At 43.5% G+C, this 25,662-nt stretch carries 31 protein-coding genes and 1 pseudogene; 23 read left to right on the top strand and 9 right to left on the bottom strand.

The genetic code is table 11. The features are described from left to right. Positions 1-2 precede the first annotated feature (2 nt). From KI809_RS09425 to KI809_RS09410, 4 genes are all read left to right on the top strand, one after another. Positions 3-350, top strand: coding sequence for a hypothetical protein (locus KI809_RS09425; RefSeq protein ID WP_214171295.1), 348 nt, complete (start codon positions 3-5; stop codon positions 348-350). A 192-nt stretch (positions 351-542) separates the two neighbouring features. Next, positions 543-911, top strand: a complete 369-nt coding sequence (locus KI809_RS20515; RefSeq protein ID WP_246559326.1) for a helix-turn-helix transcriptional regulator — start codon at positions 543-545, stop codon at positions 909-911. Beyond that, positions 908-1,684, top strand: coding sequence for a DUF3631 domain-containing protein (locus KI809_RS09415; protein WP_214171294.1), 777 nt, complete (start codon positions 908-910; stop codon positions 1,682-1,684). The genes KI809_RS20515 and KI809_RS09415 overlap by 4 nt, the downstream gene beginning before the upstream one ends. Positions 1,685-2,090: 406 nt before the next feature. Beyond that, on the top strand, positions 2,091-2,702 hold the full coding sequence (locus tag KI809_RS09410; RefSeq protein WP_214171293.1) for a hypothetical protein: 612 nt from the start codon (positions 2,091-2,093) through the stop codon (positions 2,700-2,702). Positions 2,703-2,736: 34 nt separating this feature from the next. Here the strand turns inward: KI809_RS09410 and KI809_RS09405 are convergent, their stop codons facing one another. From KI809_RS09405 to KI809_RS09375, 7 genes are all read right to left on the bottom strand, one after another. Then, complete coding sequence (locus KI809_RS09405) at positions 2,737-3,135, bottom strand: hypothetical protein (RefSeq protein WP_214171292.1); 399 nt, start codon at positions 3,133-3,135, stop codon at positions 2,737-2,739. A 59-nt stretch (positions 3,136-3,194) separates the two neighbouring features. Next, on the bottom strand, positions 3,195-3,998 hold the full coding sequence (locus tag KI809_RS09400) for a HesA/MoeB/ThiF family protein (protein WP_214171291.1): 804 nt from the start codon (positions 3,996-3,998) through the stop codon (positions 3,195-3,197). Continuing rightward, entirely contained in the window at positions 3,991-4,506 is a 516-nt protein-coding gene (locus tag KI809_RS09395) for a hypothetical protein (protein WP_214171290.1), read from the bottom strand. The genes KI809_RS09400 and KI809_RS09395 overlap by 8 nt, the downstream gene beginning before the upstream one ends. Beyond that, positions 4,506-4,841: a hypothetical protein gene (locus KI809_RS09390; RefSeq protein WP_214171289.1), complete on the bottom strand. Its 336-nt coding sequence runs from the start codon at positions 4,839-4,841 to the stop codon at positions 4,506-4,508. Before KI809_RS09390 ends, KI809_RS09395 begins: the two co-directional genes overlap by 1 nt. Positions 4,842-4,853: 12 nt before the next feature. Continuing rightward, positions 4,854-5,108 carry a hypothetical protein gene (locus KI809_RS09385; protein ID WP_214171288.1) on the bottom strand — a complete coding sequence of 85 codons (255 nt, stop codon included), beginning with the start codon at positions 5,106-5,108 and terminating at the stop codon, positions 4,854-4,856. Positions 5,109-5,217: 109 nt separating this feature from the next. Continuing rightward, positions 5,218-5,874, bottom strand: a complete 657-nt coding sequence (locus KI809_RS09380; protein ID WP_214171287.1) for an ImmA/IrrE family metallo-endopeptidase — start codon at positions 5,872-5,874, stop codon at positions 5,218-5,220. 2 nt (positions 5,875-5,876) lie between these two features. Next, on the bottom strand, positions 5,877-6,179 hold the full coding sequence (locus tag KI809_RS09375; protein ID WP_214171286.1) for a helix-turn-helix domain-containing protein: 303 nt from the start codon (positions 6,177-6,179) through the stop codon (positions 5,877-5,879). A gap of 210 nt (positions 6,180-6,389) precedes the next feature. Here KI809_RS09375 and KI809_RS09370 point away from each other — a divergent pair, with 210 nt between their 5' ends. The 4 genes from KI809_RS09370 (at position 6,390) to KI809_RS09355 (ending at position 8,797) form a co-directional block, all read left to right on the top strand. Beyond that, entirely contained in the window at positions 6,390-7,319 is a 930-nt protein-coding gene (locus tag KI809_RS09370; protein ID WP_214171285.1) for a hypothetical protein, read from the top strand. Positions 7,320-7,454: 135 nt separating this feature from the next. Next, a complete protein-coding gene (locus KI809_RS09365; protein ID WP_214171284.1) occupies positions 7,455-7,820 on the top strand; it encodes a hypothetical protein in 366 nt (121 codons plus the stop codon). Between the two features lie 36 nt (positions 7,821-7,856). Then, positions 7,857-8,207: a hypothetical protein gene (locus tag KI809_RS09360; protein ID WP_214171283.1), complete on the top strand. Its 351-nt coding sequence runs from the start codon at positions 7,857-7,859 to the stop codon at positions 8,205-8,207. A gap of 140 nt (positions 8,208-8,347) precedes the next feature. Beyond that, positions 8,348-8,797, top strand: coding sequence for an FtsZ/tubulin family protein (locus KI809_RS09355; RefSeq protein ID WP_214171282.1), 450 nt, complete (start codon positions 8,348-8,350; stop codon positions 8,795-8,797). Between the two features lie 152 nt (positions 8,798-8,949). Here the strand turns inward: KI809_RS09355 and KI809_RS09350 are convergent, their stop codons facing one another. After that, complete coding sequence (locus KI809_RS09350; protein WP_214171281.1) at positions 8,950-9,609, bottom strand: hypothetical protein; 660 nt, start codon at positions 9,607-9,609, stop codon at positions 8,950-8,952. 149 nt (positions 9,610-9,758) lie between these two features. Here KI809_RS09350 and KI809_RS09345 point away from each other — a divergent pair, with 149 nt between their 5' ends. Beyond that, positions 9,759-10,094, top strand: coding sequence for a helix-turn-helix domain-containing protein (locus KI809_RS09345; protein ID WP_214171280.1), 336 nt, complete (start codon positions 9,759-9,761; stop codon positions 10,092-10,094). Positions 10,095-10,122: 28 nt separating this feature from the next. Here the strand turns inward: KI809_RS09345 and KI809_RS09340 are convergent, their stop codons facing one another. Continuing rightward, a complete protein-coding gene (locus KI809_RS09340; protein ID WP_214171279.1) occupies positions 10,123-10,692 on the bottom strand; it encodes a hypothetical protein in 570 nt (189 codons plus the stop codon). Positions 10,693-10,934: 242 nt separating this feature from the next. Here KI809_RS09340 and KI809_RS09335 point away from each other — a divergent pair, with 242 nt between their 5' ends. The 14 genes and pseudogenes from KI809_RS09335 (at position 10,935) to KI809_RS09270 (ending at position 25,374) form a co-directional block, all read left to right on the top strand. Beyond that, positions 10,935-11,927 (top strand): helix-turn-helix transcriptional regulator, encoded by a 993-nt coding sequence (locus KI809_RS09335; RefSeq protein ID WP_214171278.1) that lies wholly within the window; start codon positions 10,935-10,937, stop codon positions 11,925-11,927. A 414-nt stretch (positions 11,928-12,341) separates the two neighbouring features. Next, positions 12,342-13,349: a ParB/Srx family N-terminal domain-containing protein gene (locus KI809_RS09330; RefSeq protein WP_214171277.1), complete on the top strand. Its 1,008-nt coding sequence runs from the start codon at positions 12,342-12,344 to the stop codon at positions 13,347-13,349. 1 nt (position 13,350) lies between these two features. Next, positions 13,351-13,752 carry a hypothetical protein gene (locus KI809_RS09325; RefSeq protein WP_214171276.1) on the top strand — a complete coding sequence of 134 codons (402 nt, stop codon included), beginning with the start codon at positions 13,351-13,353 and terminating at the stop codon, positions 13,750-13,752. A 6-nt stretch (positions 13,753-13,758) separates the two neighbouring features. Further along, positions 13,759-15,243 (top strand): DEAD/DEAH box helicase, encoded by a 1,485-nt coding sequence (locus KI809_RS09320; protein ID WP_214171275.1) that lies wholly within the window; start codon positions 13,759-13,761, stop codon positions 15,241-15,243. Next, positions 15,236-16,234 (top strand): ParB N-terminal domain-containing protein, encoded by a 999-nt coding sequence (locus tag KI809_RS09315; protein ID WP_214171274.1) that lies wholly within the window; start codon positions 15,236-15,238, stop codon positions 16,232-16,234. The genes KI809_RS09320 and KI809_RS09315 overlap by 8 nt, the downstream gene beginning before the upstream one ends. Positions 16,235-16,277: 43 nt before the next feature. Then, entirely contained in the window at positions 16,278-17,786 is a 1,509-nt protein-coding gene (locus KI809_RS09310) for a RelA/SpoT-related domain-containing protein (RefSeq protein ID WP_214171273.1), read from the top strand. A 1-nt stretch (position 17,787) separates the two neighbouring features. After that, complete coding sequence (locus KI809_RS09305; protein WP_214171272.1) at positions 17,788-18,909, top strand: DGQHR domain-containing protein; 1,122 nt, start codon at positions 17,788-17,790, stop codon at positions 18,907-18,909. Positions 18,910-18,922: 13 nt separating this feature from the next. Further along, on the top strand, positions 18,923-19,960 hold the full coding sequence (locus tag KI809_RS09300; protein ID WP_214171271.1) for a DGQHR domain-containing protein: 1,038 nt from the start codon (positions 18,923-18,925) through the stop codon (positions 19,958-19,960). Next, positions 19,957-21,534 (top strand): radical SAM protein, encoded by a 1,578-nt coding sequence (locus KI809_RS09295; RefSeq protein ID WP_214171270.1) that lies wholly within the window; start codon positions 19,957-19,959, stop codon positions 21,532-21,534. Before KI809_RS09300 ends, KI809_RS09295 begins: the two co-directional genes overlap by 4 nt. Continuing rightward, positions 21,510-23,078, top strand: a complete 1,569-nt coding sequence (locus KI809_RS09290) for an ATP-binding protein (RefSeq protein WP_214171269.1) — start codon at positions 21,510-21,512, stop codon at positions 23,076-23,078. Before KI809_RS09295 ends, KI809_RS09290 begins: the two co-directional genes overlap by 25 nt. A gap of 519 nt (positions 23,079-23,597) precedes the next feature. Next, a complete protein-coding gene (locus KI809_RS09285) occupies positions 23,598-24,203 on the top strand; it encodes a hypothetical protein (protein ID WP_214171268.1) in 606 nt (201 codons plus the stop codon). Positions 24,204-24,329: 126 nt separating this feature from the next. After that, positions 24,330-24,560, top strand: coding sequence for a hypothetical protein (locus KI809_RS09280; RefSeq protein ID WP_214171267.1), 231 nt, complete (start codon positions 24,330-24,332; stop codon positions 24,558-24,560). Between the two features lie 47 nt (positions 24,561-24,607). Beyond that, positions 24,608-25,057, top strand: a pseudogene (locus KI809_RS09275) (JAB domain-containing protein); the annotation flags it as partial. A 38-nt stretch (positions 25,058-25,095) separates the two neighbouring features. Beyond that, complete coding sequence (locus tag KI809_RS09270; RefSeq protein ID WP_214171265.1) at positions 25,096-25,374, top strand: hypothetical protein; 279 nt, start codon at positions 25,096-25,098, stop codon at positions 25,372-25,374. The last annotated feature ends 288 nt before the right edge of the window (positions 25,375-25,662 follow it).

Raw genomic sequence — 25,662 nt, 5'->3', positions numbered from 1 at the left:
ACATGAAAATCAAAATCGGCCCAACTGATCTAAAGCCTGTCCTCGAACGAAAAAGTGGTTTTGGCAGTTTCAATACTGGGAAGGTTGGCTGTACTGATCCCTGGTGGCGCTTAGAATCGGTCGGCTTATCAACACTCTCGAATAAAAAATCTGTCTATTCTGGTCCAGTAGACTTGGCAATCAACCTGGGGGGAATTAGGAATAAACATACTTCAGAACACCATAAAACAATATTCGAGATTGAAGTGTATCCTGCAATCATGAATTTTGCACCGGATTGCGGTCCAACTTTCCATTTAATGTTGTATTATCGAGAGGACTTGCTTTTAGAAGCGGAAATGGTATACTGACCCCAATAAAAAGTCGTCACCACGATTATGTATGTGCCAATGACGGCTTGAAAAAATTAGCAACAGGAACGACCCCGGTAGCATTTCGCTGAATATCAGTCTGTCGGACTCCTCGCGAACCTGTGCTGGACATTATGACCTATTGGTCATGGTGTACTAGCACAGGTTTTTTTGTTGCCCAGGGAGGAACGCATGGCGGTAAAGAAAGTCGTGGAGCAGTTGGATGTAGAGGGGTTGATCGAGAGTCGGTTCCGTGAGTTGGGTAGGGAGTTGAGGGACATTTTAAGAGTGCAGCTGTTTGAACCAGGCGATGAAATATCTGGTAGCGGGAATGCCAAACCACCTGGAATGGGTAACCTATGCGGCCAGAGCGATAGCACTACTGATAGGTTGATTCGATTGAACGAGGTGCTAGAACGTATTCCTGTCTCGCGGTCAACCTGGTGGGCGGGGGTAAAATCTGGTCGTTTTCCAGCTCCGGTTCGTAACTTAGGGCCAAGAATTGCTGCGTGGAGACTGTCAATAATCATGAAAATTGCGAAAGGGGAGGGATGGCAATGAGGTCTAATATCGACAAATTCAAAAACCGTATGGCAAGTCACGGATTGCCCTGTCCAGATGAAATTTTAGCTGATGGTGAGCCGCATTATTTTTATGTTATGTGCGAATCTGACCAAGAACAGGCTTGTTATATCTTTTGCCCAGAGAAGCCCTCGGCAGGTGTTTTCGGCGTTTTGGGAGATAAGGATAGTATCAAGAAGTGGTCTGTGAAAGCCTTAGGTGAGGCTACTCAGGCCAAACTTGTTATAAAGATCGGGGACATGAAAAAGCGGCTTCAACAAGCTTTGCTTGATGCCCAGAAGCCAAGGCAAGATGAACTATCATCATCAATACCCAGTGAGCACAGTGTATTTGAAGGATTAGACGAGGGAGACCGTAAAGCGATCATCAATCTAGCGGCTCTATCTCCCTTTGATTATGACCGTGTCAGAAAGCAGGAGGCTACGAAATTGTCGATTCGACTGATGACACTAGATAAAAGGGTTGCGAAATTACGACGGCTTTTACTTGCGATAAGCGTACAGGGACCCAAACTGATGAAGGATATTTCTGATATTTTTGAAATAACAGAGAAAAGAATTAGTACTGAGGCTTTAATATTAAATCTGAGCAATAAGGATAAGATATGGTCAGATTATAATAACGGTAAGCCTATTCACCCTAAACAACTTGCTAGCATTTTAGAACTGTATGGTATCGAAAGCCGTGATATTAGATTTGATGATAGGATATTGAAAGGTTATTCAAGGGATATGTTTGAATCACTTATTTAATAGTGCCAGTAGCAACTATTTCCCGCAACAAATTTGTTTGTTGCGGGAAATATATTTGCAAAATAAATATGAACATTTTTATAAAAATCAACAAAATCACTTTGGATAATTTTTGAATAAATTTGTAAAACATAATTTCTGTATAGAAGTGAAATAAAAAAACAATACGTTAGATACCCAAAATGATTCTAAAGGCATAAAAGTTAGTTCTGTAAATAAAAGTTCAAATAGGGAAATATGGTTTGATTTGATGCTTGGCACTTATTGGACCACTTCCTGATAACACTGATAAAGAGTGAGGCTGTATAATGAGCTTCTTGATTATAGAACAATAGCATATCATGTTGCGGTAAATTAATGCATGCATGCTTAACAACAATAACTACAGTTATACTATGAGATTATTATGAACAATAATAGCATTACATCAATAGCTCGAAATATCTTATTTAGATCATCGGATTCATTGAAGATTTACCGTGATATATTGTTAGACGGTGAAATTAAGCCAAGACATAGAAATACTTTGGTTGATGAATATCTCAAATTTATAATTGACCTTGGACCATACTATTTTTTTATAACATTAACCTTTAGGCCACATGTAGCATTTGAGGAAAGATGCCAATTTACCAATAAATTATTGCATTATTATAACCAGAAACTTTTTAGAAGGAATTATTTGAAAACCCAAAAAAGCGTTACTGGTTTCGCATTCTTTGAACAAGGACGTAATATTGAAAAAGATGGCAAGTATCATATTCATATGCTGTTCAAGTCAGATGAAAGATATTACAGAAAAAGCATCACAGATCATCAAGGTATACTTATGGACTCCGCAAGTAAGGTGCTGAATAGTAAAAACAAGAGGGTGTTTAATAGCAAATATATAGATCTCAGAGCTGTGGCGAACGATGGTGCGATAGGATACTCTTTGAAGAGTATTCGGGAGAAAAATATTACAAACATCAAACCAATAGGTTTGAATGGGCTTTCGGATAATCTACAGGTATCATAGGGGATGGCTGTAACAAAATCGACCACACATGGGCTTAATCCTCAAGCTTCCAGTAAATTATCCATAAGATAACAAAACATATCTCAACGCCCCACTTCCAGTAAGAAGTGATATACCAAGGAGCACTATACCATGGTGACTCTATAATATTAATAACCTCTGGTGACGCCGGACTTTTACCATCATTGGCAATACTAACAAGAACCGGCCACCATTTGGGCCAAATAAGGGGTAACGGTGCGAGAACCACCCAGCCTAATCTAAATTTGAAAACAAACCATGCCGCTACTGCGGCTCCCAACAAAAGGAAGCTATTGATTACTGCTGTGCTCGTTGTAGTGAAGTCTGCTCCTATTGCTTTAGAAAACCACATAAAAACAAGTAGTACAGCCATTATGACAACTAGCGCAAACTCAATGGATTTTTTATTCATATTAACCTCTTCCGTTTTAAGCTTCATATATAATTTAAGATATAAATAGACACAGTATATTACAGCAAACAAAACATAGCTTTACCCACTTGATCCGGCGGATAATGGATGCATGTCTGGGGCTTATATTTCAATAGGGGGTGCGGAATCATTCTTCCGAGATTCCCTTCGTAGCACATGTGAATACAGGGCATCTCATTTGTCCAACCGGTGATGATGTCTACTGCGAATCCGACCGCGGTCGAGGCGACTACTCCATTGGCCCAGATTACCTGCGGGTTATGACCGGCAGCACCGTACTTTGCAGCTTCTTTCCCCATTTTCCCCTCGGTGATAAATTGCAGACACTGCATGCAGGGGCCACCAGGCATGGAAATAATTACTTGGCCGCTCAAGTTCGGGGGAGCATTCTCAACCTGATGGACGTCAATCCCAATATCAATGTACGGAATCATCCGTCTGCGACAGAATGTTTCAAGCTCCATTCGGCCTTTGTACCCATCGACGCAGCCGAAGATAATGTCGCATGTTTTCAGTCGCTCGTGATTGTCCTGCCAGTTTTCCTGAATCAGATAAATGTCTGCATCGCGATCAAGTCCGCGTATGAGGCGTTCGGCAATGATGACTTTCGGGGTGCCATCCTCAACGTCTTTAGCGGTAGCTCCGACGAGACGGTTCAGATTGGTCTCCTCTGGGATGTCTGGGTCATAAAGCACGTATTTCTGAAACCCAATATGCGCCAGCTGCTGCGAGATATGCGACCCGCCACCGCCTAATCCGATGATTCCGACTGTGCAGGCTCGGATTTTGTCTTGAGAGTTGTCGCCTAAAAATGACTGTCGGTCGTAGCGATCATCACACATAGCCGCCTACTCCTGTTTTCTGAATTTGAAGCGGGTAGCCAACTATTGAGAGCTTGTTGACTGGCACTGGTTCGCCGTCTTTTGAAGTCCAGATAAGTCCGATGGCGCTATCGAAACTGAATACCATTCCTCCATGGACTGCGGCTCCGCCGATATTATGGAATGCAGGTATCATCTGGTTGTAGCCGAAAAGGTCCGTTTTGCTGAATCGTGGTGGTCCCGAGTGCTCATGAAGGTGGACGTGCAGAATGCAATCCTTCGATTGATATGCTTTCTGCATTATCCCGCGTAGTGCCTCTGCGCCGATTTTTGCGCCTACATTGGGGTCATTCACGTACTGACCATCGGGGATAGGTTGGTAGCTGGTTGCAAAAATAGTGAGAGCGTCGTCAGTTTGCTCTTTTTTTGCCAGAATGAACCCTACACGCTCATGCGCGAATGGATGCGGGCGTAGCAAGTCCGCCCGCATAGTATCGAATAACAGTTTTGTCAGCTTGACGTGGATCATCACTGAAGTCCTTTCAGATGTGAAACTACCATTTGAAGCAATCGCAACCCTTGTGAGAGTCGCCAGGAAAACGCATACCACTGTTTATCGAAGATAAACGTACTACCGTTCCAGTTTGGCGACTTCCCGCACTGGATTCTATTGGGGAAATACAGTCGCGAGTTGTAACCGTCCCGGACGTTTGGGCAGAGCAATATTTCCGTCTGTCCTGGTTGGCATGAGCCGGGCAGTTTGACGCTTGGCAACAAGAAGTAGTCAAACCCACCTTCGGTGGCGTAGCTAACTCCGGGGAACATCTGTTTGAGTTCGTCGATCTGATCTTGAGGGAAATTCATGGCGAACCCTCCTCAAGACGATACGCCGTCTCTAGGGTTGCTGATGAACTTTTCGCCACCCTTGATTGTCACTCCGCCGTCATCCGGTAAAGGGTTGAAGCCGCTGTCGAGAATGAGGTTGAGTTCGTACGCGGGAGGGATCTGGTCAAGCGCCTTCAGCTCTGCAACGGTATGGTGGCCCCGGTGAACCGTATACTCGTTGCTGTTGATGATGATCGCCACATTTTCCTTGCCGTTGTCTTGATGTTCTTTCTTGCCACTGTCCATGGGTATACTCCTTGTGCTGCAAAATTATTGTATCAGCAGATACGCAGATTAGCGTAGCTAATGGACAATAAAAAAGCAAGGGATTTTTTATTGTCCTTGCAAGCGTCTGTTATTTCAGATGATTAGTTACTGACAAACGGACACGAGCAGCGTCCTTTGACACTTGAAATCTTGTCACAACGGCATCGATAAGACCATCAGTATCCGCGCCTTTCGTAGCCAAGAAATTATCGACGGTCTTTTTCAGGTGTGAAGCAGGCATCAGAAACGCACCACAAGCATACCCAGCTTGCCATTCCATCCAATCTCTCGCTCCCGCATATTTAGATTTCGAGATAATGTCATCCCGTTTGCAAATCTGGATAGACGCAGCACCGGATTCAATCAGTTCCATTTTGTATAGATAGTCGTGAAAAATTACATGACCCAGTTCATGCGTCATTGTTGTGCGAAAACGGTTCTCGTAATTCGATGCTTCAGAAAGCTTTGCTGAAATTGAAACCTTGGGCTTGCCCTTTGGAAAGAATTCCGTAAGTCCCTCAACGCTCTCCCCATACTCCGATAAGTCTGCGTACTGGTCAAAATCCGAGGTGTGCTTTTCGATGAGCTTGGTTATGTCATCCGTCGCAATTGGAAATTCAATTTTTCCGTAAAGGGACCGCAAGAATTCGCAGACGATTTTTTCGCACTCCATGTCGAGTTCGCCTTGCTCATAGTGAGGGCGCTGTCTGAATTTCCCGGTAGAATCACGGATGATTTTAGGCATCGCTATTTACCTGTTGCCTTGCGGAATGCCAGCATTGCTTTTTGAAAAGTTGCCTGATCCAATTTTTGATCTTTGACTTCTTCAGGAATTCGACCTGCAAGGTATGACAGATAATCAGGACCGATTTCAAGTGCTGCGGCGATTTGTTCGATCAACTGGGGGGAACTAGGGAAACGCTTGTCGTGCTCAATGTCGTTAAGATACTGGGGAGAGATATTAATTTGTGTGGCAAGCTCTTTTTGACTTTGGTTCTTCGATTTGCGTGTTTCGGCGATAAACGATCCAAAACTCACATTTTTAGACATCTGTTCCCCCCCTACAACTAATATGCTGATTAGCAGATATGTTTATTATAATCTTATATGCTTGTCAATACAATCCATGTCGCCACCTAATTTAAATTGTTCTCAATAGCCTGTCCCAGTGCACGACATTATTTGTCGCTCACCTATGAGATAATCGGTTAGCGTTGGCACTCCATAGGTCGGCAAACCCATCTTATTACAGGGGGCATTATGTGCGGTTACTGCGCGGAGGAGATTGCGCTCGATATCTTGAGTAATGAAGTGCGGGGGAACCTGCAAATGAAGAATCTGAGTACCAATCTCCACCGATATTATTTCCTTCGCGAATCACCGGATTTCGTCTCCGCATTGGACCGCCTCAGACGATCCCTGGCACTTAAGCGAGTGCCCTTCTATTCTGAGATTCCGCACAAGATTGTACTCTGCCGAGGTTTGGAGGTCTTACTGAAAGGCGGATTTGATTCTGCGCCATACCAGCGACTGCTCAAGATGTCACTCTACCGGGATGCGATATCTACCCTTTGTTCCGGCGAAATGCGGGAAGCATTTGAATCGGCTACCCAAGGGCTCACTTGTGGGCACCTGGGAATGCTGTATGATGCCGAGACATATTTCTGGGAAGGCCGCGTCAAGAAACTTCAAACCCTCTCGACGGCAATACCTTCTTGCCTGGACCTCTTAAGGCATTACATTTCCTGGTGGTTGGATGGGAACGGCCTGCAAATGGTGGATGAGTATTCTGTGACCAATGAGGAGTACTTCAGGTTTGCATTGTTATTCCGCGCCATCTTTTTCAGTACCCTTCTGGTGGGTCGCATTTCCGCCGGAAGGAAGATCATGTCCGCCATCGCTTGCAAGTGCCCGGCAGGTACTCCGGTGATTGATGGCGATGACGTTTGGCTGCAACGTATAGCTACTCACAAGCTCTATTCTATCGAGGGGTTTGACGCTTTTATCGAACATCTCTCGAAATTTCGTTACGGGCACTTCTTCTATATCGACCAGGTTTGCGGTTTTTCCGTCGAGCAGAAGCAGGCATTACTTACGGAAGTTCGCTCATTACTTGACGCAGAACGCTCATACGACCTCATACTGATGTCGGAGTGGCTGGGCAATGATGTAGGCGAAAACTTATTCTGAATTATCCCACCACGCACGCGTCACGGATTGTCGTGTGCCTATGCCATACTGACTTCAATCCCTGTCGAAAGGAAGTCACGTGGAAGCCTATGCAAAGCGGATTTCTATTCCCGTGTCAGGGCATACGAGGCTGCGGTGAAAGCGGCTGAAAAAGGTGGCGGTGTTGTCCCAAAAATAGGATTCCACGATATTTACGGTGTCTGGTTTTCCGGCTTGTTTAAGGAGATCATCATAACCATCGGCAAGGAGCGGTTTGGTATCGATCTCGGCAACATGATGCACGTGTACGTTGATGTCGCGAAGACTATCGCCGATGGAGTTCACGATATCACTGTCTACGGCCATGAATGCCGCCTCTACAAATGGCTGGCACAGGGGTATCACCGAGGCCTGGTGGTGCTGAAAGATGATGTGCGAGGTAATCAGGCGGCAGAAGTCTATCTGGAGAGCAGAACATGTTCCTGGATGCTGAGTGATGAATACAAGGCAAAGCTCCTGTAACAGTGCAGCTACAACTCACACGTAAGGAGGCACGTCATGGCACGTTCAGTGGTAGAAACGGCAAGAATCCTTCAAGAAATCTACGACGAAGACTTCAATGGTGAAGAAAGCGAACCGTACCGGATCGGGTGGGATCAACTGCGGGGTATAGCCGGTGTTGAGCGGCTTACAGACGAGATTATCGGCAGTATCGGCAAGAACATGCTGGACTCTGGCTATGTTCTTGTGCCGTTCGATGACTTCCTGATGGTGGGGATGGAATCCAATTTTCGCCGGACCAGGAAGCTGCCAGCGCGACTAGTGGAAGCCTATTTAGCGGTATCCAACGAGGAAATAGAACCGGACGATGGAGATCAGGAGATCGGTAGTGGTGATGAGACTGTCTAACGGCTATTTCACAATGGGAAATAATGGAATAACCTCCGCAGCCGTTATTTCCCATTTCACTCCCAGCCCAGCCAGTTTTATTCGCCTCTGAAACCAGCCTTAACTTCTTTTACATCAACATTAACAATACGGGGCCACCCATGACGGAGACTGATGACAAGACAAGAATCATGCGTATCATTGGTATGGGGGTCAGTACAGGGCCTGACAAGGGGGTAGCGGCTGCGAAGAAAGCGCTTTCCTGCCTGAGACGACAGGGCGTAATGACTGCCAATATTAAAGACATGCTATGCCGAATTACCGGGTCAGCCGACATGTCAACCGAGGATATTGACAGCGCACTCCGCTACCTGAGATCCTCGATTTTCATCGACATACCGATTACGAGCGGTGTCGTAGTAAATGAAGGGTTAGGAGAGGATGTAATGCTTATTACGATTAAGGCATCAGAATTGTTGGCCTATGATAGCCGTGATAGCACTGCGATGCTGTTGTGCAGTTCTGAAAACTGGGTGATGATGTGGGATGAGACATTACGCCGTATTCCGGCATTCCAGCGGAAAAGATCGTTTATGGAAGACAACGGCTGAATCGGGGAGGTCAGCAGACTCGTATTTTTTGGAAATAATCCGTATTGCCCCCTTTCTCCTTTTTTTATCAGATGTTGCTTTTGTCGTTATAACCTCCAGTCACACCGCTATCCTATTTCAAGTATTGTCAATTAGCCAATACATCTGATCTATTAGACCGTTTTTGCGAGCAAAATTACTCCTGGAAGATAGTTGGAGCTCTCACTAATATATTTGCGCAAGCGGTTTGGAAAGCTCCAAGCTACCAAGTCAGCAGGCGCTTTGCAGGCGCTTTTAATTGTTTTTGTTATGATTTCATCTAGTGCCTCAATATCTCCAATTTTGTCTGCCTTAGCATATACCGGCAAGAAAGACACACCAACTGCCTTAGTAGTATTGTCGTTTCTAGCTTTATAGGTTTTTATAGCGTCATCAACCGCTGCATCTAAGCAGCTCTTAGCAAAGTCATCCATTTTTTCAGAGCACATGTTTAGCCACTTGAATTTTGCCTCTATAATTTCCTCTGAACGGTCATCGCAAATCCAGAGGTCACAGCGACCGTTCTTTGATTTCCCAGTAGTACGGTCAGATTCTTTATCAGATGAAACGTCAATCGCTTTTTCGTGTTGAAATTCTTCGAGTGCAATTCTTCCACATCTCCACGCGGCTGCTGCAAGAACTCCAACATTAGCGCGTTCGTTATACCAATATGGCACATCCCCTTTTGCAATCCTGCTAAACCGCTCTATTGATAATATCCATTCTTCAAGCAAAGCGCTCCAATGGCCCATTTTTTTATTATTTTTGATGACGTAGTTAGCAATAGTTTCCATCGGTGTCCTTGCCTCCATAGTTTGATAGCAGCAAGTACAGGGTAGCATAACGCACAATTTACTCAACCTGGGGTTTAAAATATATCATTCTCCGGTTTATTCTTTGCGCGAGCTTCTGAGGGTATTCTTCCCCCTAAACGGGGTGCAACGTGACAAGAATACTCAGCAGCGAAGAAATAGGCTTCAGGTTACGTATGCTACGGCAACAAGCCGGGTGGAGTCAGGACCGGCTGTCAGAAAAAATCGGCGTATCGCCACAACAACTCCAGAAGTATGAATCTGGAAAAAACATGATGAATGCTGAAAAGCTCCAGCTTGTAGCTCAGGCGCTTTCAATACCTGTTCAGGCTCTCTTCTCGGAGCCTACCGATGAAATGCCGGTAGGTGCCTCGGAGAAGCTTCTTCTCGATTCCTACCGGGCTATTACCAGCAAAAAGCTTCAGGAAAATATCCTGGAAATCGTTGTTAACGTTTCATCCAAGTAAGCCGGCGCCTACTTCTCCTGCCTCCACATTAACTTGGAGCCTGCAACTGGGGTTCTTTAGCAGACGTAGTGACTTCGCAGCCTAATTTTTTCACCAGATACTTGTAGAGATCTTCAAACGCCCTCAAATCCTTTTTCGTCGTTGAATGATGTCCAAGTTCAACATTCTTACCGCAAAAACCTGCCTTCGTGAAATCTGCCGATGTGATGACTACCAAGCCTTCAGTGATCTTGTTATGACATCGTTGGATGATTGCATACCCTTTGCCGTTCATCGCATGTTTATGGTGCTTAAGCGAAGTAAACTCAAAATTAATACCTGAATTTTGCAGGTTGCTTTTAATCACCCACAACGCCTCGTTGCTATAGGCTTGAACCGCCTCTGGGATTTGAGAAATATCGAATGCCAAATAAATATCCGTGAGCGGAATTGACTCTTGCAAACTTTTAATAACCGGCTCGATTAAGGTGACATCTATAGCGGTTGTAAGTATCCAGAACTCATGCTTTTGCTGCTCTTTGAACTGAACATCAATAGCCCGTTCAAGGAAATTTTGGACTGAAATGCCGTGCTTATCGTTAAATATGCGTATTGCCACCTATCACCTCCACTTATTCAGACTTTGCCTTCTCCTTCTCAGTTATTACCTTCAACAGCTTCACTATTGCCAGGGTATCCTGCTTGCAGTACCCATTAACGTTATAGATAGCTTTCGTCACAATTAACTAAAACAGCTGTGTTTATGGGTAGTTGTAGCTTGTATATTCAACTGTGTAGTGTATTATATAATCAGTGCGCGTCAATTTATGTCGCGCAATATAATACTTATGGAGCATGAATATGAGCGCACTCTACAGGCAATGGCTGATTCTGAAGATGTTTCCACCCCGCGGGAAAATATCGACCACCACCATACTGAACCGGTTAATCAATGAATATGGGATAGAAGCATCGTTACGGACTATCCAGCGTGATCTGGTATCACTGGAACTGAACAAATTTCCTCTCGACTGTGACGGTGAAAATCCCGCTGGCTGGAGTTGGCGCAAAGATGCCCCCGCTTTTGGCATATCGAATATGGACCCGGTGTCTGTATTGACCTTCAAGCTTGCTGAGGAGCACCTGGGACGAATGTTTCCTCTCGGAGCGATGGCGGGACTTGAACCATATTTCAGAGCCGCGAACGAGAAAAGTAAGCTCACCTCAGAGTCCAGTTTTTCACGCTGGCCGGATAAGATTAAGGTTGCATCACGCAACCTGCCGATGATTTATCCCCGTATTGCGAACGATATCATGGACAAGGTTTATACGGCGGTTTTGGAAGAACGCAGGTTCAAGGCACAGTACCGCAACGTGAACGTCAGAGTTAAAGAACACACAGTAAATCCGCTAGGAATGGCCTTTGTAGACGGGTTGACGTATCTAATCGCCACATTGAACGAACATGATAATCCGAGGTTGCTACTCCTGCACCGCTTTCTGGCTGTTACCCTTACCGAGATTCCGGCCACAGTGCCTGACGGTTTCGATTTGAATGAATACACTTCACGTGAGTTGAGCTTTCCGGTCGGTGACAATATCAAGCTGAAGGCGCTTTTTTACGATGAAACAGATATCAAACGTCTCCGAGAAACACCGATTGCCGTAGATCAGAAAATTGTCGAGAGGAATGAAGGCTGGCAGCTTCAAGCAACAATTAGCGACTCGTATCAATTGCGCTGGTGGCTGCGGGGGTATGGCGAGAGGGCGGAAGTGCTTGGGCCGAAGAGTTTACGGCAGGAATTTGCTGAGGTTGCTATTGCCACGGCAAAACGGTATATGAGGGCAAAATAGATAGCAAAAATGGAGCGTAACTGATTGCGAGGTTGCCTTAGTTCTGCGTGATAATCACTATTCTGTACCCCCCTTTTTTTTTTACCCACTCGATTACTTCAGCTCTGCTTATCCCGCCAGCCCTCTACGGTCAGCATAACAAAAATAGTGACAAGCGGCCGTGCATTGCCCCCCAAAGGAATATTCAAAACGAATTACGTCGTCGTGGCCTATGTCATAGAAGTTTTTTATGAAAAGTGTTTCAAGTGGATATTTGGCTGAAATTCTGATATGAGTATCCAGCCTTACAATTTACTCAACTTCTGAATTATATTGATGAAACATCAAGATTATAGGAGCTTTTTAGCATCGGTATGCAGCGGGAGGGAATGCTGCGGGTAGATGCTTTTCCAGATTTTACTCTGAGGAGGTGTTATGAGCAGACTGGAGCACATTGAAATCGAAAAGATAGATCTTGATGTTAACAATCCTCGTATAGCCCAATTCGTTGAGTTCTATGAGGACGTAACGAATGATGCCATTAAATTAGCTCTTCAGCATACTTCTGCCGGCGACGGTTCAACTTCGAGCAACAGTTCAACATTTGTAAGTTTGAGAGAATCTATTCGGACTCAGAAGGGAATCATAAACCCAATCATTTTGTTGCGCAAAGACAGTGAACGATATTTGGTGATCGAAGGTAATACACGTTTATCTATATACCAGGATTTCAAGAAGCAAAACGTAGAGGGAGATTGGAGCCGAATCCCTTCCATAGTTTACGACTCTCTCGGCGAAAAGAATATCGAGGCCATTAGGCTACAGGCGCATCTCGTGGGGCCAAGAGACTGGGATGCGTATTCCAAGGCAAAATATCTCAATTATCTCCGTAACTGCGAACATTTGACCTTAAGTGAAATTATCGACTTTTGCGGCGGCAAGAAACAGGATGTCCTTAAGTATATCGATGCATATAATGACATGGAAACGTACTATCGTCCGATTTTAGGCTCAGACGACCAGTTTGATATTTCTCGGTTCAGTGCATTTGTTGAGTTACAACAGAAGCCAGTAAAAGATGCTGTTATTGCCTCAGGATTTACGCTGTCAGATTTCTCAGCTTGGGTTCACAAAGGGCTGCTTTCGCCTTTGAATACTGTCAGAAGTCTTAAGTCAATATTGGGTCATACCAAGGCCAAGGAAGTCTTCTTACAACGTGGAGCTAAGGAAGCGCTTAAGCTTCTTGACACAAGTCCTGCTCCAGACTTGAACGCTTACACCATTGAGCAGTTAGCTAAGGTTCTTTACAACAAGATAACGCAACTGACGTATGACGAAATCAAGGAAATGCGTCGAAACCCTGAATCCGAAAAAGTTCGCATTCTCCTTGATCTGAAAGATGAGCTAACAGACATCTGTAATGACATCATAAAAGAAGGTTGAAATGGGTGAGTCGCTCAACCACGTTCGCCTGGTAAAAGCCATCATCGAAAGAGTATCAAGCCTAGACCCACAAGCAGTGATTTTAGCAGATACTAGCATTTATGCTGCAAAAGACCGACCACCCAAGATTGGTGGTCATGTGCCAGATGTATATGCTCGAATCGATATGTTGCGGCAAACAATTATCGGAGAAGCCAAGACAGGGAAAGACCTGGAGAACGAGCACACTATGAGCCAATTGAGAGCATACCTCTCCCACTGTAGCACGAATCCAGGGACTCGCCTTGTCCTAGCGGTTCCATGGGACATGCGGTCGTTTGTTCATAACCTCCTGAACAGACTGAAAACACAGATGATGTTGCCTAAGGAATCAGTTGAAATATTGCACTGTTTCATAAGCTGAGAGGCTATGTCAAAAATCTTATTAAGAAAAGAGCCGGACCTAAGTACGAAGCATCAGAGTTTCCCGTACCAGCATGATGCTGTCATGGCCCTCTGTAATCTCGAATATGGTGCGATATTCCATGAACAGGGGCTTGGTAAGACTAAGATAGCAATAGATCTGTTGCTAAACTGGCTTCAGCAAAAGGCCGTTGATACAGTTATCCTGGTTGTCAAGAAGTCTCTAATCCAAAACTGGTCAGATGAGCTTACTACCCATTGCTTCATAAAACCTCGGTTTCTGAGTGCGAACAGACAAGAAAACTTCTATGTATTAAACAGCCCGGTAAGGCTCGTGGTTGCAAACTACGAAACGATAAAAAGCGAGAAGGACAGAATTAAACTTTTTTCCAAGACCCGCGACGTGGGGGTTATCCTCGACGAAGCTGCTAAGATCAAAACACCGGATTCAGAGATTACTCAGACATTCTTTGAACTGATTCCCTTCTTCAAACGTCGGGTAATTATGACAGGAACACCTGCGGCAAACAGACCCTACGACATCTGGGCTCAAATTTACTTCTTGGATCAAGGTAAGAGTCTCGGCACCAATTTTTCCGAGTTTAAGCGAGAGACCAATCTTGATAATGATCTGTACGATGATATAGGACGGCAGATAGACCTTGAAAAAAAGCTCTCGGGAATCTTTTCTCGAATTGCATCATTTGCGGTTCGTGAAACCAAAACGTCCGGTGTTATTGAGTTACCAGACAAAGTTATTCAATCGGTCCAATGCTCTTGGGAATCTCGCCAACTGGAAATTTATCTACAGCTAATTAACGAGCTCCGCCTCGTGATTCTCAAAAACGGCAAGCCTGTCGAGGACATTTCCGATTCTACTCTTAAGCTGCTGCTGCGGTTGGTTCAGGTCGCATCTAACCCCAGGCTAATTGATGGTGGATACAGTACCACGCCAGGTAAAATGGATACTCTTCGGGAACTCCTCAGCGAAAGCACTTCTAAAGGTGAGAAGACTATTATTTGGACATCATTCAACGAGAATGCAGTCTGGCTTGCGAAGGAACTAATTGAACATTCTCCATGCACAGTATACGGGAAACTGCCGATCAAAGATCGTAACGAGCATATCAAACGTTTCAAGACCGACCCTGCTGCACGAGTTCTCATAGCCACACCTGGTTCAGCCAAAGAGGGGCTAACTCTTACTGTTGCCAATAACGCCATTTTTTATGACCGTTGTTTCAGCTTGGACGACTACTTACAAGCTCAAGACCGAATTCACCGTATTTCACAACAAAAGACTTGTTATGTCTATAACCTTATCATGCAGGATTCTATTGATGAATGGGTGGATGTTCTCTTATCCGCCAAACATGCGGCAGCACAACTTGTTCAAAACGACATAGACCTGGAAGAGTATCGCCGAATAATGTCGTATGAGTTTGGCAGGATTCTCCGTGAAATTCTGAATGCAGGAGTGAATAATGACTGAGGTCGCTTTGTCGAACGTAGAGCACGGGACATTGACGCTACGCGGCGATGAAATTGCCGTACAGGTTGGCTATGTATCTCATAATGATTTGATATTTTTCCCTGAAAACCCTCGTATTTACACAATTGTAGGGATGGCGTCAGAAGAACCTACACAGAATGAGATATTTGAAGCCCTCAAGGACATGGAGCACGTTAAGCTGCTGGTGCAATCCATTAAGAATAATGGCGGGCTTCACGAGCCCATCATTGTACGCGGGAATCTGGTGCTTGAAGGGAACAGCCGACTGGCTGCGTACCGCCTTTTGTCTGAGAAGGACCCTGTAAAATGGGGCCGTATAAAGTGCAAAGTCCTGCCCGGCGACATCAGTGATGACTTGGTCTTCGCCCTGCTGGGCGAATATCACATAATCGGAAAGAAAGATTGGGCGCCCTATGAGCAAGCTGGCTATCTATATAGACGTCATAAGGTTATAGGGATTCCGACGCAAGAGATCGCCAGAGAACTGAGCATGACTACCAATGCTGTCAACAAACTTATTAATACCTACGAGTTCATGAAATCAGCCAGTGATACTGACCTCAATCGCTGGAGCTACTATGAAGAATATCTGAAAATAAAAAACATCAGACAATTACAGGAAGATTATGAGCAGCTTGATTGTGTTTTTATCACTAAGGTTAAAACTGGTGAGATTCCTAGAGCAGCAGATGTTCGTGATAAGCTAAAGGTTATACTTGCAGCAAAACCTAGGACCATTAACAAATTTCTTTCAGGTGAAAAGGACTTTAAACAGTCCTATGATGCCGCAGTTGACCAAGGGCACAGTGATGGCTGCTATAAGACATTGCATAAATTCCGAAGTTGGATAGTTGAACATGAAACAGAGGAAGATTTATTGTCTCTCTCAAAAGAAATCAGGGACAAATGCATTTTTGAAATTAATAGAATCCATAAAAGAATAGAGAAATTGATAGAAAAGTTAAATTAGATTAGTTGTTATAGATGGTTAATTTTAATCAAGAGGTAGTAATATGCCGGATATTATTGATAATAGCGTATCAATACTTGAACAGGTTATATCTTATTATAAGACTGGAGCCATAAAAAATGAATTAGATACTATTGCCAACAATATAAAAACCGACTTGGCCAGCATACTTGACGATAATGCCTCAAAATTCGATTTGATAATAAGCAATTCAGTCGCAACTAAAAAATTATACAGCATTGTTTACAGGATAAAAGATCCAGTCAGCCTAAGTGAAAAATTTATAAGGAAAAGTGATGGGTTGAAATTTATTGTAGATTCAGCTTTGGCAAGTTGTGATGATGTAATGCATAAGCCTGAGGTTATAAAAAGACAGGTTAAATTGCTTGGCGATATCATTGGTATTAAGATAATTACAGAACTAAAAACTGATTGTCATAAAGTATACGACTTAATTATGAACAATTTATCAAATTTAGAAAAAAAGCATATTAAGTTCATAGACATCAAAGACCAGCCATTATCAATGAAGAACGGTCTTTCAATTTACAATATAAAAGCAGCCTATCAAAATGAATGTAATTTTGAGCTTCAAATTAAGAGCAAAATTGATTCTGCCTGGGGTGATCTTGACCACACTATCTTTTACAAAGACTACAAAGTAAGTCCTATAAAAAGCACAGTTCAAGTTTCTATGAATAGAATTGGCATGTTGTTAAGTGAATTAGAACATTTTTTACATGATATACGTGAATCTGATAAAGAATATAATGAAAGGTCAAATTTCATTACCGAGTGTGACTTGTTGCAAAAAAGGCTCTCACCACTTATTTGTGAAAAGCTCAAAGTAGATTATGATATTACTGACATATCTCCGCAACTTATACATTTCTGCAAGGCCATCGGTGTGACAATTGATAATACTATTCCTGAGATAAACTTTAAATCATTGGAGATAAGATCTGATGATGATGATGTTAAGCACTATGTTAATATAAGAAATCGCGATTATAAGTTAATGATTCTTGAATCCGCATTCATGTCGTGGTTTTCTCAAAAAAATAATGATGAAGTGTCCATTGTGAATTACAGGCCAGCATTCACTGAATACATCAAGCAATTAAATAAATATTTAGTTGAACAAATAATTCAAAATAATCCAAATTTTGATATTGGTAAAGTAAATGACTATATAGTAATTTGCACTACTGAGTATATAAAGTACATTCCATCGGCTAAGATATATTTGTCAACCACTTGTCATGTAGATTTAATTAAGCAAATTAATTATATCAATGATTATTGGGATGAAGATCGTAATGTTGACGACCGCAATTTAATATTATCTGCTTACATTATTCAGGCATTTGATGGTGATTATAAAATGTTTATTGAAGATGTGAACGATGGACAATTTGAATCATCTGTCCCAATGATGATTAAGGAATGTATTAAAAACATGAAAGAAAATGATGCTATAGATAAAAAGCTGGTGATTAAGCTTGAACATGGTATTGACAACATTTTGATTCATATGAACCGAGGAGAATAGCATGAACAACAAATTCACTGTATTGTCATACAAACAGTTCAATCAAGAATATATTAGCCTCGCTTTACCGTTGCGGATAATTACAGCATACAGCCACGTTATGGTATACGGTGAATCTGACTACGGATATCAAAGGAAACCTGAGCCACAACATTATAGAAAAATAGTTAAGTACATGCTTGATCCAGAAAAAGCCAAGATTTTGCCGACATCTATTATTCTTGGTGCCGATAAAGAAACAATAAAAAAACATGTTGTCACAAAGGATGGAACAAAAGAAATAGATTTTGATAATATCGATAAATCAAACATATTCAGAATAGTGGATGGTCAACACAGAATTGAAGGAGTACGTGTTGCTGCTGAGAAGGATCCCTGTCTGAATGACTACATTTTTAATGTTATAATCCTATTAATAAGCAACGAAAACAGATCTTCGGAGGTAAATGTTTTTACAGACATTAACTCTAAAGCTAAGCGAATACGTACAGATTTAGCTGAGCTTGCAAATCACAATTATGAAATTCTCGAAAAACGCATAACAAAAGTAAGTAAGCACATTGCCATTAAAGTTGCATATGAACTAAAAGAAGATTCTAATAGTGTCTGGTATAAAGCAATTAAATTCGATATTCATTCCGATGTAGTGTTAGGTGTTGTAGGTGTAAACACATTTAGTGATTCAATTGAGGCTATTGTTGATAAATATATAGGTATTTCAGGATACAATATAGGTTGTGAGCCCCATGAATTGATAGTATTCACCGAAACAGCTTCTAAAGAAATATCTGCAATAATAAAATCTGCTTGGGAGATCGTTGCTAAAAAGTGGCAAAAATGCTTTTCAACTGAATTCAATTACGACGAAGAGCAACAATTGCACGAAACTAGATACAACAAGAGTTGCTATATTCAAAAAACCTTGGGTGCAAAGGCAATTAATGGGATTTTGGGTGAGGTGGTAAAGCTGAATGGTTTTAGCGACGCTGCTTTAGAGAGATTTGAGAACATTATAGACTCTAGTAGCTTGAAATCTGATGATTGGATGGCTGGACAATTGTTTTCAGGATTAAGCTCGGAGTCAGGTGTCACAAAAGTAAAGAATCTTATCCAAAATAAGTGAATGCGGATAAAGGTTGACACGTCATTGTTTTGCAGTTAATTTCTTCAAAATGAAGAAAAATACTGCGACGACTATCCCTGGTATTGTCGGTGTAGCTGGGGGCTTAGAGGTTTTTCTAGGGTTTGCAACAGCTTCATTTCTTTGCAAAAACTCTTTTTCTGACATCCTAAACGAAGATACTGGGGAAGGGTATCAACGCCCATATAACAGAAACCATAGCCTTGATTTTAGAAATTATATACTTCGTCATGCAAGCTCAACACCTCCTCTAATTTTTAACCTACGCAATGAATTATGCCGGTCCTGGTCAATACAAAAAGGGTCTGGCAATTCAGCGTTCCTTACACTGGAAGATGGAGTCCGTTGTTTAGCGCAAGTTGATTGTCAGCATCGGCTTGGTGAATTGGGAGGAGTAGATTTACCCCTTGCCTTCATGATTTATCTTGGTTTAGACCTTCGTCAAGAGATGGCTATTTTTAATGTTATCAACAGTAAGGCGAAAGGACTCTCTAGTTCACTTACTGATTATCACGAAAGCAAGCTGCTGTCTGACCTTACCAAGGATGCTCCACACCTCTTTATTTCCCGTCGCTTAAATGAGGACCCAGCTTCTCCCTGGTATCAACTCATTCGCTATGGCGGTGAAACCACTTCAGGTCTCAAACGACGTACTTCTTTCCGTATGATGCAGAAGACTGTTCAGACTTTTCTTGCCCAGACCAGAACAATACTCGATATATCCATTGAAGGGAAATACCAGGTTGTCCTGTGCTTCTGGAAAGCAGTGCAAACAATCTTTTCGGATGCTTGGAAAGACCATCGCAGCAATCTAATCACTAAGGGTGTCGGGCTTTACGCCCTGATGCAATTACTTGGGGACATTGTAAAGAGTAATCCAAAAGCTGATTTTTCAATTGATTACTTCATGTCCATGCTTTTACCTCTAAAGTCAAGCATCGACTGGTCGTCACAAGGTAGGTTCGCCTATGTAGGCGGAAAGAAAGGTGCGCAAGATGTTTATCAGGCTCTCAAGAACGAGGTGTCACTTTGAGAGTCCTTCTGGTTGAGCCTGACTATCGGCATGGTTCTGTGAGTTTTAGAAAGGCTGCAGAATCTGGGAGCGCAAAGAAGCGTGACGACGAAAGCCTCTGGTATCCGCCTATTGGGTTACTAAAGCTGGCGACCTTCCACAAACGACGTGGCGACACTATAGTTTTCGTCAATGGTTGCGACAAGTCTGTTGTCAAAGAGCAAGACCTCTTTTCTCACGAGCTCCTGTGGGATCGGATCTACATCACCACTCTCTTTACGTTCGATTGGAAGAACGTTATTGAAACCATCAACTTTTATAAGAAAGCGGTGGGTGGTTCCGTCCACAAGATATTTGTCGGTGGCATTATGGCCTCTATCATGCCGAATGACATCTTTGAAGAGACTGGAATTCAGCCTTTCGTTGGCATCCTCGATACCGCTCGAAAAATCGGATTTGATGACGACACGAACATAGATTCTCTCCCCCCTGCATACGATGTTCTCCCTCAAAATTTATACGCCGTCAACGATACTTACTATGCTTACGCTACACGTGGCTGTACCCATAAATGTCAGTGGTGCGGTGTTCCGGAGATCGAACCAACGTATTGCGACTATATAGACATCAAGCCAATGATTCGTGAAATGCGTAGATTATACGGCGATAAATCCCGCCTGAAGTTGATGGACAACAACGTGCTGGCATCTCCAAGTCTGAACAGAATCGTCGAAGATCTTGTCGAATTAGGTTACGGAAGAGGCGAAAAAACACAAGGTACTGTACCACCCCGCAGTCGCGTCATAGATTTTAACCAGGGCCTTGAGGCGACACATATTAATGAAGAGAACATTACGCTGCTTGAGCAGTTGCACATCAAGCCGATGCGGATAGCTTTCGACCGATTAAGCTACAGAGACCGTTACATTAATGCCGTCAATGTTGCACAGAGGCACGGTTTTAAAGAGTTTTCGAACTACATGCTTTACAACGAAAAGGACACTCCGCGTGACCTATACGAACGTTTGAAGATCAACATTGACATCAACCAGTCATGGCGTCATGCGGATGGCAAGGCGGCAGCGGCGATTTACAGCTACCCGATGCGATTTGCACCGATTAAGGACAATTCTCCTCAACACTTGAACAGAGCCCGTGATTACGTATCCCCCAAGCCTGACAGGAATATCGATTACCTGCATGATGCACGCTGGACAAAACGCTTTACTCGCAACATTGAAATCATCAAGGGAGCTTCCCACGGAGCCATTTCACCCACGCCGACACTTGCTTTGCGGGCAATCGGGGAAACGTATGAGGAATATATAGCTAATCTCTACATGCCGGAAGAACTAATTAGATATCGCGACAAGTATGAAGCAAGAATTTACCCAAACAATCCGGACAGAAAGCCAGGAACCGGGAACGTAGAGGCGTTTCGCGAATTCATTCTGCGGCTCCTAAGCTCGCAGGACGAAGTTTTTTTCGAATTTCACGATGCCGTGTCTCCTTGTTCGAAAGAGGCAATCAAGCAGGCTTTTAATACGGTCAAAAATGAAGAGGTCAAGAAATGGCTAGAGTGGTATCTGAAATAGAAAAGAAACCGGTTATCGGTAGGCAGTTATTCGATATCGTGACATCAGGAATGTACGATAACCCTCTGATGATATATCGGGAGTATATTCAGAACTCAGTTGATTCTATTGATCTTGCAGTAGAAAGCGGGCTTATCGATCAAACGTCCGCCCATATTTCCATCACACTTAGTGGCCACGACCGGTCAATTACAATCGAAGACAACGGCCAAGGACTTGATAATGACATTGCTCATAGCGTACTTACCAATATAGGTTGTAGCCCGAAAGAAGGGACGAATCAAAGAGGTTTTCGTGGCATAGGCAGACTTGGTGGGCTTGCGTACTGCGATGAATTGATTTTTGAAACCCGTTCCAAGGGAGACGAGTTGGTTTCGGTTGTTCGCTGGAACCGAAAAGAGTTTGACTCTATTGCGGCAGATACCCAGCGCAATATTACGCTCTCTGAAATGATTCAGTCAGTCGCTACGCTGGAATATGATGATGTTGTTGAAGAGACCCCAGACCACTTTTTCCGTGTGACCATTCGTAATGTTCACCGGTTCCACTCAGATATGTTGATGAACTTTAAGTCGGTAAATGACTACTTAGCTCACAGCGCCCCAGTTTCGTATAACCATGAAGTTTTCTTGCATGCCCCAGCAATTCACGAATATTTATCTGAAGTAAGCGATTACCGCTGTTATCGGATTCTCGTCAATGGCCGTGAGGTCTTCCGCCCGTATGCTGATGAAGTTAAGCTCTCAACTAATAGTTCTGACTTCATCCAAGGAATAGAATATTTCCAATTCAAAGGCACAGAAGGACAAACCATTGCTCTTGGTTGGTACGCCAGGACTCAGTTTCTGGCTACATTGCCAAACACTCTGAACGTGAAAGGAATCCGAATCCGGCAAGGGAATATTGAGGTAGGTGGCGAACATTGCCTAGATGACAAGTTCTCAGAGCCTCGGTTCTCCGGCTGGCAATTTGGTGAGATTCATGTAGTTGATAATTCCCTTAAGCCTAACGCACGCAGAGACGGATTTGAACACACTCCCAACTTTGAGAGATTCCTGGAGCAAGCACATGCTCTAGGTCGTCATCTTAGTAGCGCGTGTCGCAAGTCTTCTAACGTTAGAATAGCCAGTGCAAGAATTCAGGGCTCTCTTGAACAACTAGAAAAACTGATTAATGACCCTCTGACGTACATAGATGAAGAACATTATCATCAAGCCATAGAGAACTCTCGTTTGTCGTTGTCGAACCTGGAAAAAGTTGCCGTACATGGAATCTCTGATGAGATGAAATCACGGCTGGATATGTTGCGTGAAAAAATGGAATCATTTGACCCAAAGCCAGTTCTGTTGGAACATGTGCTTGATGGGCGGAAGCTGAAGCACATAGATAGCAAAGAACTGCTGAAGCATGTCGCTAAAACTATCGTTGCTAACTACAGCACAAGTAAAAAACCTGAAGATATCCTCCAACAGATATTTGCCGACTTTACGAATTCGACCTATGCAAATCACAAGATGAATGGTGTTGTTTATTCGGGAAAATAAATAGGAATACTTCGGTCATGACAAAAAAAGGGCAAACTGGCAGAATCAGGAAGGAAAAGGACGTTATCTCTTAATATGGCTACTGATGGCTAAGGAATGTGGAGGTAAAAGAGTCAAAACGGCTACTAACAGGCGTTTTTCGGACCTGTGTGACTCTTTTCTTGTATTTAGCGTTATTTTATTTACTTTTTTGTCAATAATAGCACAAATAACTGCATAAGTGCTTGATTTAAGAGGTAATTGTTGATATTATGTAACAGCTGGTTGAATTAAGCATAGTGGTTTTATTAGCAAGGGATTTCATCTTTCCATCTTTGTTGCTCATCATAACTTGACCTGATTAAAGCCCCTGCATACCTATTGTTTTAACAAGATATAAGGATTGCCGACACTTACCCCCAGACAGTGTCGGCATTTCTTATTTTTGCCCGCCAAATAATTTGCATAAGGAGGTAATGTCGTAGAGCAGCAACATACCGATACCGAAGTGTAATGAACTTTTGAAGAAATGAGGAGGTTATGAAATCAAACTTTCGACAACAGGTCTCAAATTATGATTGCACGCCCTCATGCATCATTAATGGACTGAGTTACCTGTTCCACCGACATGAGGTGCCACCGTTCATCGTCTACAGAGTTTACAAAGATTGCCTAGATGGCGACGCCTCTCGGGGAACATCGGAACGGGCAACAAGGGAGATGGCCTATCTGCTCAACAGCTACCGGGACCCCCGGTACAAAAGCTTTGCCGTCGAAGCCAAACTAATCTACGGCACACAGGTCCATTTACGTAAAAAAAGTAAAATCATCGGCTGTATCGAAGATGGCGGCGCGGCACTTCTCTGTGTTCACTCAAGTAATAACTTCTGGCATTACATCCTGGCGTTCTACCATGAAGACGGCTGGTTGCATTGTTTCGACCCGTCGCCACGTACCAGAAGGTATCTTAATAACGATGCCGTACAGTTTGATCTTAACTCCGGCCACCAGGAAGCAAACTTACTCATTCGGTGCGACTGGCTGGACCGAGATTTTACTGGAGCCAGGAATCATCACAACAACAAATATATCTTTGGCAGTACCGATAACCGGGAATGCTTTCTGCTAAACCGCATCAGCCCTTAACAACCATCCCTTGACCACAAACTCAGTAAAGATCAACCCGAGGAACCGCCAGAGGTTTCCTTTCGGGCTGACGTGCGTCCGCAAAGGAGTATTGCGTAACCAGCTTATTTGAAAGGAGAAAGCGTCATGAGCCTACAATTGTCACCGCAAGGGCATATCAACCGCACGGTATTGCAGGCTGTTGCGGCAGCGATCAAAAGCATCGAGAGGGTATCAGGTGCCATTGAAGAATATGAGATCGGTAAGGATGACGCCGAACTGCTCAGTTCGGCATTGACTGACCTCTGGGCCATCCTGGAAACCAACGGCTACACCATCGACATAGACACCAACCGACTGAGGAGGATGACACCATGACCGTCGAAACATTATTCGGCCAGGAACAGGTTCCGGCCAAAACACGAACGATCAAACTTAAACAAATCAGGGCGGTCTATGAAACGTTGACCATAAAGGAAGAGCTTAACCGGTACTTGCCGCCGTTTACCCGGTACAACAGCCCGGAGCAGGTATTCACTACATTCGGCTATTTGCGACAGGAGACAAAAGAATATTTTCTGGCCATTCACCTGGACGGCAAGAACCGAATTTGTTGCGTAGATGAGGTATCGGTCGGCTCTCTGAACCAGAGCATTGTTCATCCTAGGGAGGTATTCAAGACGGCTCTGCTGTCATCGGCGGCGGCGATCATCCTTGTGCATAATCACCCGACCGGTGATCCGACACCGAGCCGGGAAGACATAGAAATAACGCGTCGGTTGAGAGAAACGGGGGATGTCATCGGTGTGCGGGTACTTGACCACATCATAATCGGTGACAGCTATGCCTCGTTCGTAAGTTTGGGGCTGTTATGAGAAATGCACAACACAGAATACGGGAAGGAGTGGCGATCATGAAATTCAATCCTGGGCAACTGGTTGTAACCAGGGGCGTTAATGATTTGATAGCTATCAACGAGGAGTTTGCCAAACAAGTCATGCTGTCGCTGAATCGGCACATGGCCGGTGACTGGGGCGATGTCTGCGATGAAGATAGGGGTAGCAATGAGTTGGCACTACAGGAAGGTGAGCGACTCTTCTCGGTATACAAGAAAGAGGGGTTGCCGACGATATGGGTAATAACGGAATGGGACCGGTCTGTAACGACAGTGTTGTTTCCAGATGAATATTAAATCGTAAGGCGGAGTTGTGGCTCTCAGTATTAAGAGTGGCATGAAAAATCAATATAAGCTATTTTACGGAAAAAATTTAATCCCTTGGCGGATAAACCAAGATTGTACACCAAAGAATTATGTTTAAGTATATGTTTTGGTATATCTGTGAAAATACAACTGGAGATTAGTTATATGAATCAAATAGTTAAAGCGTCAGTTAAAGTGGTGTCGCACATTAAAATCAAGGGGTTACGGTATTTGCCGTAACCCCTTGATGCTTTTGTATGACACTCTTTATGACCGCAC

Origin of the sequence: Geoanaerobacter pelophilus (genome assembly GCF_018476885.1) — a bacterium.
Taxonomy (GTDB): Bacteria; Desulfobacterota; Desulfuromonadia; order Geobacterales; family DSM-12255; genus Geoanaerobacter; species Geoanaerobacter pelophilus.
The sequence above is the reverse complement of the archived record's forward strand: the minus strand, read 5'-3'. Positions and strand labels throughout refer to the sequence as shown.

What these genes read in the sequence shown, in the direction of transcription:
- KI809_RS09425 (WP_214171295.1), top strand. Translation starts at nt 3, where the DNA reads ATGAAAATCAAAATCGGCCCAACTGATCTAAAGCCTGTCCTCGAACGA.
- KI809_RS20515 (WP_246559326.1), top strand. Translation starts at nt 543, where the DNA reads ATGGCGGTAAAGAAAGTCGTGGAGCAGTTGGATGTAGAGGGGTTGATC.
- KI809_RS09415 (WP_214171294.1), top strand. Translation starts at nt 908, where the DNA reads ATGAGGTCTAATATCGACAAATTCAAAAACCGTATGGCAAGTCACGGA.
- KI809_RS09410 (WP_214171293.1), top strand. Translation starts at nt 2,091, where the DNA reads ATGAACAATAATAGCATTACATCAATAGCTCGAAATATCTTATTTAGA.
- KI809_RS09405 (WP_214171292.1), bottom strand. Translation starts at nt 3,135, where the DNA reads ATGAATAAAAAATCCATTGAGTTTGCGCTAGTTGTCATAATGGCTGTA.
- KI809_RS09400 (WP_214171291.1), bottom strand. Translation starts at nt 3,998, where the DNA reads ATGTGTGATGATCGCTACGACCGACAGTCATTTTTAGGCGACAACTCT.
- KI809_RS09395 (WP_214171290.1), bottom strand. Translation starts at nt 4,506, where the DNA reads ATGATCCACGTCAAGCTGACAAAACTGTTATTCGATACTATGCGGGCG.
- KI809_RS09390 (WP_214171289.1), bottom strand. Translation starts at nt 4,841, where the DNA reads ATGAATTTCCCTCAAGATCAGATCGACGAACTCAAACAGATGTTCCCC.
- KI809_RS09385 (WP_214171288.1), bottom strand. Translation starts at nt 5,108, where the DNA reads ATGGACAGTGGCAAGAAAGAACATCAAGACAACGGCAAGGAAAATGTG.
- KI809_RS09380 (WP_214171287.1), bottom strand. Translation starts at nt 5,874, where the DNA reads ATGCCTAAAATCATCCGTGATTCTACCGGGAAATTCAGACAGCGCCCT.
- KI809_RS09375 (WP_214171286.1), bottom strand. Translation starts at nt 6,179, where the DNA reads ATGTCTAAAAATGTGAGTTTTGGATCGTTTATCGCCGAAACACGCAAA.
- KI809_RS09370 (WP_214171285.1), top strand. Translation starts at nt 6,390, where the DNA reads ATGTGCGGTTACTGCGCGGAGGAGATTGCGCTCGATATCTTGAGTAAT.
- KI809_RS09360 (WP_214171283.1), top strand. Translation starts at nt 7,857, where the DNA reads ATGGCACGTTCAGTGGTAGAAACGGCAAGAATCCTTCAAGAAATCTAC.
- KI809_RS09355 (WP_214171282.1), top strand. Translation starts at nt 8,348, where the DNA reads ATGACGGAGACTGATGACAAGACAAGAATCATGCGTATCATTGGTATG.
- KI809_RS09350 (WP_214171281.1), bottom strand. Translation starts at nt 9,609, where the DNA reads ATGGAAACTATTGCTAACTACGTCATCAAAAATAATAAAAAAATGGGC.
- KI809_RS09335 (WP_214171278.1), top strand. Translation starts at nt 10,935, where the DNA reads ATGAGCGCACTCTACAGGCAATGGCTGATTCTGAAGATGTTTCCACCC.
- KI809_RS09330 (WP_214171277.1), top strand. Translation starts at nt 12,342, where the DNA reads ATGAGCAGACTGGAGCACATTGAAATCGAAAAGATAGATCTTGATGTT.
- KI809_RS09325 (WP_214171276.1), top strand. Translation starts at nt 13,351, where the DNA reads ATGGGTGAGTCGCTCAACCACGTTCGCCTGGTAAAAGCCATCATCGAA.
- KI809_RS09320 (WP_214171275.1), top strand. Translation starts at nt 13,759, where the DNA reads ATGTCAAAAATCTTATTAAGAAAAGAGCCGGACCTAAGTACGAAGCAT.
- KI809_RS09315 (WP_214171274.1), top strand. Translation starts at nt 15,236, where the DNA reads ATGACTGAGGTCGCTTTGTCGAACGTAGAGCACGGGACATTGACGCTA.
- KI809_RS09310 (WP_214171273.1), top strand. Translation starts at nt 16,278, where the DNA reads ATGCCGGATATTATTGATAATAGCGTATCAATACTTGAACAGGTTATA.
- KI809_RS09305 (WP_214171272.1), top strand. Translation starts at nt 17,788, where the DNA reads ATGAACAACAAATTCACTGTATTGTCATACAAACAGTTCAATCAAGAA.
- KI809_RS09290 (WP_214171269.1), top strand. Translation starts at nt 21,510, where the DNA reads ATGGCTAGAGTGGTATCTGAAATAGAAAAGAAACCGGTTATCGGTAGG.
- KI809_RS09285 (WP_214171268.1), top strand. Translation starts at nt 23,598, where the DNA reads ATGAAATCAAACTTTCGACAACAGGTCTCAAATTATGATTGCACGCCC.
- KI809_RS09280 (WP_214171267.1), top strand. Translation starts at nt 24,330, where the DNA reads ATGAGCCTACAATTGTCACCGCAAGGGCATATCAACCGCACGGTATTG.
- KI809_RS09270 (WP_214171265.1), top strand. Translation starts at nt 25,096, where the DNA reads ATGAAATTCAATCCTGGGCAACTGGTTGTAACCAGGGGCGTTAATGAT.